Origin of the sequence: Alkalibacterium sp. 20 (genome assembly GCF_001885615.1) — a bacterium.
Lineage (GTDB): Bacteria > Bacillota > Bacilli > Lactobacillales > Carnobacteriaceae_A > Alkalibacterium.
In genome coordinates, this window is the sequence record NZ_LSRN01000062.1 from 1 (window position 1) to 9,120 (window position 9,120).

Sequence of the window (9,120 nt, forward strand, 5' to 3'; positions counted from 1 at the left end):
ATGCCGTTAACATCCTAAAAACTCCCTTTAAACAAGTTTAATTTAACCGTTTAAAGGGAGTTTTTTTAGAATTGGTAATCATTTGCTTAGTATAATTTGAAGTAACGATCCATCTCGTATTGTGATACTGATGTCGAGTAGGCTCTCCAGTCACTTTCTTTCGCAGCAACAAATCGTTCGAATATGTGCTGACCAATAGCATCTTTAATTAACTCGTCCTCTTTTAAGGCTTCTAAAGCTTCCATTAAATCTTTTGGCAATGACTGAATCAGGTTTTCATCCCGTTCAAATTGGCTCATATTATAAATATTCTTATTCACCGGATTAGGAGCACTTTTGGCTTCAGCAATCCCTCTTAATCCAGCTTTTAATAATACCGCTAAAGCTAGATAAGGATTAGCAGCAGGATCAACACTTCTAAGCTCCACACGCGTAGATTGTCCTCTGGAAGCCGGCACTCGAATTAATGGGGTTCTGTTCGTTCCAGACCATGCAATATAGACAGGCGCCTCAAAACCAGGCGTTAATCGTTTATAAGAGTTGATGATAGGATTACAAATAGCTGTATAGGCTTGAGCGTGATCTAATAACCCTGCAATAAATTGATACGCCGTATTACTTAAGCCATCTTCATTGCTCGCATCGAAAAAGGCATTTTGCCCTTGCTTGAATAGAGACATGTTAAAATGCATACCCGATCCACTAATGTTTTCAATAGGTTTAGGCATAAAGGTTGCATGTAAATCATGCTTTCTCGCAACTGTTTTGACAATCAGCTTAAATGTCTGGATATTGTCACAGGCTTCTACTGCATCTGCATATTTCCAGTCTATTTCATGTTGACCGGGAGCCGCTTCATGATGACTCGCTTCAATTTCAAAGCCTAATGATTCTAGTTCTAAAACAATGTCTCTTCGGCAGTTTTCAGCTAAATCGGTTGGAGCTAGATCAAAATATCCTCCATCATCGTTTAAATGCTTGCTCGGATTGCCATTTTCATCCAGTTTGAATAGGAAAAATTCTGGTTCAGGTCCTAAATTGAATTCTGTAAAACCTAGGTCCTTCATCTCTTTCAAAACACGCTTCAAGTTACTTCTAGGATCTCCTTCAAATGGTTCTCCACTTGGCATATAGACATCACATATAAATCGCGCTATAAGACCATCGCTTGAATTGATCTCCCAAGGGAAAACAAGCCAGGTATCTAAATCAGGATGCAGTTTCATATCACTTTGATCTATTTCTACAAATCCATCAATCGAAGACCCGTCAAATGCCATTTCATTATCCATGACTTTATCTAACTGGCTTATAGGCACCTCAACATTTTTAATGACACCATCTATATCAGTGAACATTAACCTCAGGAACCTAACATTTTTTTCTTTAGCATTTTTCCGTATTTCCTCTTTGCGATTGGAGGACATAATACATTACTCATCCTTTCAAGACTTTTACTTTTATTTCTTAGTTAAGACTACGTACATCTTATCTGATTGTCAATCAATTCACCCTTTTTAGTTGCATGATTATCTGAAAAGGTGCATTTTATGGCAAAAAAAAGTCGAGATCAAATGATCTCGACAATTAAAAAGTATGAAGTGTTACTGTTTTACTGCATCTTTTAAAGCTTTACCAGCTTTAAATGCTGGAACTTTAGTTGCAGGGATTTGGATTTCTTCCCCTGTTTGAGGATTACGTCCTTTACGTGCAGCGCGGTCACGTACTTCAAAGTTACCAAAGCCAATAATTTGCACTTTTTCGCCGTCAGCTAATGTATCTTTAATTGATTCAAAAACTGCTTCTACAGCAGCTGTTGCATCCTTTTTAGTAAGGTCAGCTGAAGTTGCTACTTTTTCGATTAATTCTGCTTTATTTGCCATCGTGTTCTTTCACCTCCTCAAGAGAAGTTTGATGCATGCTAATTTTAGTGAATTAACTTGCGATCTTACTACATTCTCAATTCAAAGAATATGTTTTGGTGAAATAGTCTGTTATGACATTTCATTTAAAAAGATACCACAGAATCGTTGACACTGCAATGCTTTTATAAAAATTATCTTTGAAATGACTGAAATTTTTCTTCAAAAATATAGTTATATAATAAACAGGTTCGATTTCGCTTATTTTCTTCTGCGAGGAATAATCCGAATAGGTGTTCCTTCAAAATTAAATGTATCCCTAAATCTGTTCTCTAAAAAACGTGCATAAGAAAAGTGAAGAAGTTCAGGATCATTCACAAAAATGACGAAAGTCGGAGGTGAAACAGCCACTTGAGTGGTATAATAAATTTTAAGTCTGCGACCTTTGTCGGTTGGTGTAGGGTTTGTTGCTACAGCATCCATGACAACATCATTTAGAGTAGACGATTGAATCCGAAGATTTCGATTCATAAAGACATCTGCGATGCGTTCAGGCAATAAATGCAAACGCTTTTTAGTGATGGCGGATACAAACACGATCGGTGCATATTTTAGATATTGGAATTCATCTCTAACATCAAGTTCGAACTCTTTCATCGTATTTGTTTCTTTTTCGACCGTATCCCACTTGTTCACAACGATAATGATTCCTTTACCCGCATCGTGTGCATAACCAAAAACGTGCTTATCCTGTTCTCTTATGCCCTCTTCAGCATTAATAACACATAAGACTACATCTGATCGTTCAATGGCTCTAAGGGCTCTTAATACGCTATATTTTTCTGTACTTTCGTATATTTTGCCTCTTTTACGCATGCCGGCAGTATCTATGACGACAAAATCTCTGCCATCTTTAGTATGAAAACGGGTATCGACAGCTTCACGTGTTGTACCGGCAATATTGGATACGATAACACGTTCTTCACCAATGATTGCGTTTACTAAACTTGATTTCCCTACGTTTGGTCGGCCAATCACACTAAACTTGATTGTTTCTTCATCGTAATCACTTTCAACATTATCAGGCAGATGCTTGATAACTTCATCTAAGACATCCCCTAGACCTAATCCATGTGCACCTGAAATTGGATATGGCTCTCCTAATCCCAATGAATAAAATTCATAAATCTCATTTCTGATTTCCGGATTATCTGTTTTATTAACAGCCAATATCACTGGTTTTCCTGACTTGAATAAAATAGGCGCGACTTGTTCATCTTCATAAGTGACACCTTCTTTAACACTTGTCATCATGATTATGACGTCTGCTTCTTCTATGGCGATCTGAGCTTGCTGCCTAATTTGCACACTAAGCGGCTCATCTTCCATCGTAATACCGCCCGTGTCAATAAGAGCAAATTCTCGTCCAAGCCATTCGGCATCTGCATAAATTCTGTCTCTTGTTACGCCTGATGTATCTTCAACGATTGAGATGCGTTCACCTACGACACGGTTGAAAATTGTTGATTTACCTACATTAGGTCTACCTACAATTGCTACAGTTGGTTTTACCACTAAAACACCTTCATTCTCTATTTTGTAATCTACTTAGTAAAAACAGGACACCCAACTGAAATAGGCAAGACACCTACTTACAGTTGGGTGCGGTATAATATACCGTTAAATTAATTACTCTTCGTCGTTGTCCATGAATCCTGAAAGTTGATCACCAATTTGATCACCTAATGTAAATGATCCATCTCCATCATCTTCACGTAATGAGGGTTGCTTGATATCAGTTTTACCTTGAGGCTTTTGTTTTTTTGCTTTTTTTGGCTGTTCACTGTCAGATGATTCATTTGGATCATCTTCTAAAGCTTTGATACTTAATGAAATACGTTCTTCTTGAGGACTAACACTAAGAACTTTAACATCGATTTCTTCATCTTTAGCTACAACTTCATGAGGTGTTTCGACATGCTTATGAGCCATTTCAGAAATATGAACAAGTCCTTCAACACCGGGTTTAACTTCAACAAATGCGCCAAAGTCTGTTACACGTTTCACTATACCTTTTGTAACACTACCTGCTGGCAATTCTTCTTCAATGTTATCCCATGGTCCAGCTAAAGTTTCTTTGATCGATAGAGACACGCGTTTCTGTTCTTTATCTACTTTAAGAACTTTAACGTTTACTTTATCCCCTTTAGATAGTTTGTCTTTTGGAGAGTTGATACGTTCATGAGCAATCTCAGAAATATGAACAAGTCCATCAACGCCGCCTACATTTACAAACGCACCAAAGTTAGTTAAACGAACGACTTCACCTTCTACAACTGAGCCTTCTACTAAACTTGCTAACGCTTCTTCTCTCTCTGCTGCATGTTCTTTTTCAAGTAATACTTTACGAGATAAGATGAGTTGACGTTCTTTAGGATCTATTTCAATAATTTTAAATGTATAGGTGTTGCCTTCGAACTGGTTTAAGTCACTAACAAAATGCGTGTCGATTTGTGATGCAGGAACAAATCCTCTCACACCTAAATCAACGGTCAGTCCACCTTTAACGACATGTGAGACGGGTGCTTCAATTGTTTCATCATTGTCAAACTTGGCTTGCAATTCTTCCCATACTTTACGCTGATCTACGCGTTTTTTAGATAAAACAAAGCTTCCTTGTTCTTTATCTTGGATATCTCTTAAAACAACAACATCTATGATGTCGCCTACAGATACGATATCGGTAGGATGATCAAAACGCTCTGATGATAATTCTCTTGGAGGAATAACGCCTTCTTGTCCACCGCCAAGCCCAACAATAACTTGTTTTTCGTTGTCAATAGTTAAAACTTCCCCTTTGACCAAATCGCCAAGAGCAATATCAACGACATCTCTCATAACATCTGACATTGATTCAGATGTATCATTCGTTGATTCAACAGCAGGTTGCACCTGTGCTTCTTCGTTTTCTACCATAACATCTTCAGGAGAAGTGTCTTTAGCGGTATTTACTTCAACTTGCTCATTCGCTTTTTCGACTGCTTCTTCTTCAGTTGTCTCTATATTATCTAATTTGTCTTTGTTTTCTTCTGTCATATTATTTGCCTCCCAAACGAATAATTCCTACATGTCCAATTGTACATAATATGTAATATAATTTCCACTAAAACATGTTATCTTACGTAAATCAATCATTTTACAATTATTTTATTAAACTTTTTATCTTATTGACAACTTCATCAATAGACATTTTGGTCGTGTCTATTCTCATAGCATCCTCTGCTTGTTTCAAGGGGGATGATTCTCGAGTAGTGTCCTTATAATCTCTTTCTGCTATATCTTTTTTTAATTGTTCCAAATCAGAAAACATGCCTTTTTCTTCATTTTCCTTGTGTCTTCTTTCTGCTCTTTCTTTTACACTGGCAACTAAAAAGATCTTTAGATCCGCATTGGGTAATACAACCGTTCCAATATCCCGACCATCCATAACAATACCATTATTCATTGCCATAGCTTGCTGACGTTCTACCATCAATTGACGCACTCTTGGATGAGCAGCAACAACAGATACCGTATTAGTGACATTATTTTCTCTGATCTCATACGTCACATCAGCACCATTAGAAAATACCGTCTGACCTTTTTCGTTAGGTTCAAAAGTTATTTCTGTTTCTGCTAATAATTTCACCAAGGCTTGCTCATCTTTTATATTAATATTATTTTGTAAAGCCTCAAAAGTTAACGCCCGGTACATTGCACCTGTATCTACATAAATCAGGCTCAATTCAGAAGCGATTCTCTTAGCCACTGTACTTTTCCCCGACGATGCAGGTCCGTCTATTGCAATGGTTAATGTTTTATTTTCCATTCTCTCCACACTTTCGTTTATAAAATTATTCAACTTTTAACTCTTGTCCGATGTGCACCGTTTCATTTTGAATATTATTCAACTGCATCAACTCGTTTGTTGTCATTCCATGATTCAGCGCAATACGGTACATGTTGTCTCCTGATTTAGCAGTATAAAAGTTAGCGTTCTCAGCTGGAATATTTTCCGGTGTGGACTCTACTTCAGCAGCCGGCGTTGATTCTTCAATATTTTCTTCATCATTTGACTGATTGCTGGATTCAGCTTCCCGGTTCTGAGCACTATCGTCTGGATTTGTTTCTGGCGAACTTTCACTCACCGTCTCATCAGACACCGTGTCTTCAATATCATCTTCTTCTGCATCAGATAATGACTCATCAGAATTTTCATTGGTCTCTTCACCATTAACAGAGGCATCTTCTGCATCAGAATCTACTAAATTCAACTCGTCATCCTCAGAATCATTAAGTTCTTCGTCTTCTTCTAATTGTTCTTCAACTTCTTCATCGTCATTATTATCCATTACTTGCTCAATCGATGGACCTGACTGCTCTTCTGATAAGCCCTCTCTGCTTGACCACCATAAATAGGCAGAAGTTGGCAAAATAATAAGTAATGCCATAAATATCAAAGTCACAGTTAAAATAGGAGAAACACTTTTCTCTCTTTCACGTTTAGCTTTTCTTGATAAAGGTTCATCTTCTGAATGTTCAGCTTCTTCGTCAAAACGTTTTGACCAAAGCTCTTCCATGGATTTGCGATCTTTTTTGCCCATAGTTTAACTCCTCTTATACGATTTGGTATTCATTATATCATAGATAAAGCTAATTTTTAGGTTGCTCATTAAAATTAAACAACTTTTTCATGACCATTTCCCAAGTTCGTTCACTATTATTATTTCTATGATTGAAGTCTTTGTTTATTTCATAAGGAAAAGATAAATGAGGCTGACAACTTGAACAGCATTGCCTGGAATCGTTCTCCAATTCTTCGTTAAAGTAATTAAGCAATGCTTCTCTTTTACACTCCGCCGTCAGTGCATACTCAACCATGACACTCAACTGCTTTTTCTTATAAAAAATGCGCTCTTCTATAAGGTGATGTGCGTTCTCTATATCGATGTTTTGTTTTATAAAATAATCTGCAAGTCTACTTTTACTATCATCCTTTAGTAACTCTAAGGATTTGGGATGGGCATATGCTAATGATAACTCATCGTTACTGGGAAAAGTATCTTGTTGTAATCTCATTTGTAGAAACTCATCACCACTTTCGTATAGTAATAAGGCTACTCCTCCATTTTTATCTCTACTTGCTCGACCAATTTCCTGAAGATACATCTCTGGATTAGCAGGCATATGATAGTGGATCACAAATCTTATGTCCGGTTTATCGATTCCCATACCAAACGCACTCGTAGCACAAATAATATCTAGATTGTTGTCAAGAAATTGTGCCTGGATTTTCTTCTTGTCTTCTGTTTCTATGTCACTATGATAGCTTTCGGCAGAAAAAATGGTTGTCTGTCGAATTTTTTCTGCCATAGCGTCGGCCATTTTTTTGCTTGAAAAATAAACGATCCCGGCACTCTTGAACTCATTAATAGCCTGGATCAGTTTGACCTCTTTATTCCCATTGCATAACTCCACTCGTAATTGTATGGAAGGACGATTCACCGAGTAAATAATTTCTTTAACATTAGATTGAAGATTTAAATTTTCAATAATTTCGTTTCTAACTTTTTCAATAGCCGTAGCAGTTAGAGCCATGGTGAGCGGTTCATCTAATTTCTTTCTGATCTCACCTAGTTTAAGATAATCGGGTCGGAAGTCCATGCCCCATTGCGAAATGCAGTGAGCCTCGTCCACTACAAGCAATGATAATTCAATTTTTTTCACACGATTTAATACTCTCTCATGCTGTAACATTTCAGGAGACATAAATATGAACTTGAAGGACTCTAAGTTATTTATAATCAATTTTTTTTCTTTCTGAGACATAAAACTATTCAATGCAACAACAGACTTCTCTCCATTTCTTTTCATCGTTTCCACTTGGTCTTGCATCAACGATAGTAAAGGTGAGACTATTAGAGTCGCACCCGACATGAAATATGACGGAAGTTGATAACATAAAGATTTCCCACTTCCTGTCGGTAACATGACCAGCGAATGTTTACCCTTCAGTGCAGCTTCAATGGCTTCTTTCTGACCCGGCCTGAACGTAGAATGACCAAATCGCTTATTTAACATTTCATACATCTGTTTTTCTGGATTTTCAATCATTCTGTCTGATCCTTTCAATTTCAATTAAGCGATATGAGAAAAAATCTAAATCCTCTATAATTGTCTTCGCTTCAGCATATGTCGAGACCTGTTTTGATTCGAATAAAGAATGCAACTCTGTATAGTGCGTAACTGCAATATAATGTTTATAATGTGGCCAATTTTTTATTAAAACACATTCAAGTATGTGCTCTTTGATTGTATTGTTTTTTAGTTTTCGTCTCTTAGCTACTTCGTCTAAATTTATTCCTTTTTCAAGCAAAATTTTTGAAATCCAGGCACTATGACTCAAGCCTTCATCACTGTCTTTGTAAGTATGTTTCCATAACGAAGAAAGTAAAGGAAATGAGTTTTCGTCTCGTTGACCTATTTTATAACTTAGCTGATCAATTAAAACTTTATAGTGTTCTGTCGATAGGTCGTAAGTGTTTTGGATTTGACGGCTTGTGCTTCCATTAAGATTATGTCCAACAAAGTGACCTGCAATAAAATTTGAGTGATCAGTCGAGAACGATTGAAGTAAAGCATTCAACTCTTCAATCCATATTAAAGTCAATTCATCCATTGCTTTTCCATATCCAACCAACCATTTTTTTATACTCGACTGATTTTCTATAGTGGATAAATATGGCACGTAGTCTTTGTTTTGATAACTGTATTCAGAAAATATTTGAGTGATAAAAATGAAACGATTCCAAAAGAGTTGTTTCGTAGTTGCATAGCGTAACTGGTCTAAATTATTGATAAAAGGAAATTCTTTCTTGAAAGCTTCTTTTTCTTTAATGCCCGTTGGCGTTATTCTTAAATGATCATCGGCAATCTTTAACGACTGTTGAGTCACAAGTATATGAATGATTCTTTCCCAATCTTTTATTGAGAGTTCTGGAAAAAGAGCAAACAAAGCATACAATTTATTTTTTTCAACATTGAATAATACAGAGGGGGTTCGTTTTCCACTTGCAATGAGACTCAGTTGTTTAATTGTTACTGAGGTATTATTATTAAATAAACTCAATATATAGTTTTCTAAAAAATGATCAGCCAACTTGTTCTCACTCCTCTGAATTTCAAAATGTATTGACGATTTAATTATATCATTATTCCC

General features: G+C 36.5%; 8 protein-coding genes. All 8 read right to left on the reverse strand.

The window, feature by feature from the left end; translation table 11 throughout:
- Nucleotides 1-86: 86 nt before the first annotated feature.
- Entirely contained in the window at nucleotides 87-1,427 is a 1,341-nt protein-coding gene (gene glnA / locus AX762_RS10110; protein ID WP_071849015.1) for a type I glutamate--ammonia ligase, read from the reverse strand.
- A gap of 177 nt (nucleotides 1,428-1,604) precedes the next feature.
- Nucleotides 1,605-1,883, reverse strand: coding sequence for an HU family DNA-binding protein (locus AX762_RS10115; protein ID WP_071849016.1), 279 nt, complete (start codon nucleotides 1,881-1,883; stop codon nucleotides 1,605-1,607).
- 240 nt (nucleotides 1,884-2,123) lie between these two features.
- On the reverse strand, nucleotides 2,124-3,437 hold the full coding sequence (gene der / locus AX762_RS10120) for a ribosome biogenesis GTPase Der (protein WP_071849017.1): 1,314 nt from the start codon (nucleotides 3,435-3,437) through the stop codon (nucleotides 2,124-2,126).
- A 114-nt stretch (nucleotides 3,438-3,551) separates the two neighbouring features.
- Entirely contained in the window at nucleotides 3,552-4,838 is a 1,287-nt protein-coding gene (gene rpsA / locus AX762_RS10125; RefSeq protein ID WP_071849020.1) for a 30S ribosomal protein S1, read from the reverse strand.
- A 226-nt stretch (nucleotides 4,839-5,064) separates the two neighbouring features.
- A complete protein-coding gene (gene cmk, locus AX762_RS10130; protein ID WP_071849021.1) occupies nucleotides 5,065-5,730 on the reverse strand; it encodes a (d)CMP kinase in 666 nt (221 codons plus the stop codon).
- Between the two features lie 25 nt (nucleotides 5,731-5,755).
- A complete protein-coding gene (locus AX762_RS10135) occupies nucleotides 5,756-6,505 on the reverse strand; it encodes a LysM peptidoglycan-binding domain-containing protein (protein WP_071849018.1) in 750 nt (249 codons plus the stop codon).
- 49 nt (nucleotides 6,506-6,554) lie between these two features.
- Nucleotides 6,555-8,015 (reverse strand): ATP-dependent DNA helicase RecQ, encoded by a 1,461-nt coding sequence (locus tag AX762_RS10140; RefSeq protein ID WP_143139351.1) that lies wholly within the window; start codon nucleotides 8,013-8,015, stop codon nucleotides 6,555-6,557.
- On the reverse strand, nucleotides 8,008-9,120 hold a 1,113-nt coding region (locus AX762_RS10145; protein WP_143139352.1), incomplete at its 5' end, for a helix-turn-helix domain-containing protein. The genes AX762_RS10140 and AX762_RS10145, both read right to left, overlap by 8 nt.

What these genes read in the sequence shown, in the direction of transcription:
- glnA (WP_071849015.1), bottom strand. Translation starts at nt 1,427, where the DNA reads ATGTCCTCCAATCGCAAAGAGGAAATACGGAAAAATGCTAAAGAAAAA.
- AX762_RS10115 (WP_071849016.1), bottom strand. Translation starts at nt 1,883, where the DNA reads ATGGCAAATAAAGCAGAATTAATCGAAAAAGTAGCAACTTCAGCTGAC.
- rpsA (WP_071849020.1), bottom strand. Translation starts at nt 4,838, where the DNA reads ATGGTAGAAAACGAAGAAGCACAGGTGCAACCTGCTGTTGAATCAACG.
- cmk (WP_071849021.1), bottom strand. Translation starts at nt 5,730, where the DNA reads ATGGAAAATAAAACATTAACCATTGCAATAGACGGACCTGCATCGTCG.
- AX762_RS10135 (WP_071849018.1), bottom strand. Translation starts at nt 6,505, where the DNA reads ATGGGCAAAAAAGATCGCAAATCCATGGAAGAGCTTTGGTCAAAACGT.
- AX762_RS10140 (WP_143139351.1), bottom strand. Translation starts at nt 8,015, where the DNA reads ATGATTGAAAATCCAGAAAAACAGATGTATGAAATGTTAAATAAGCGA.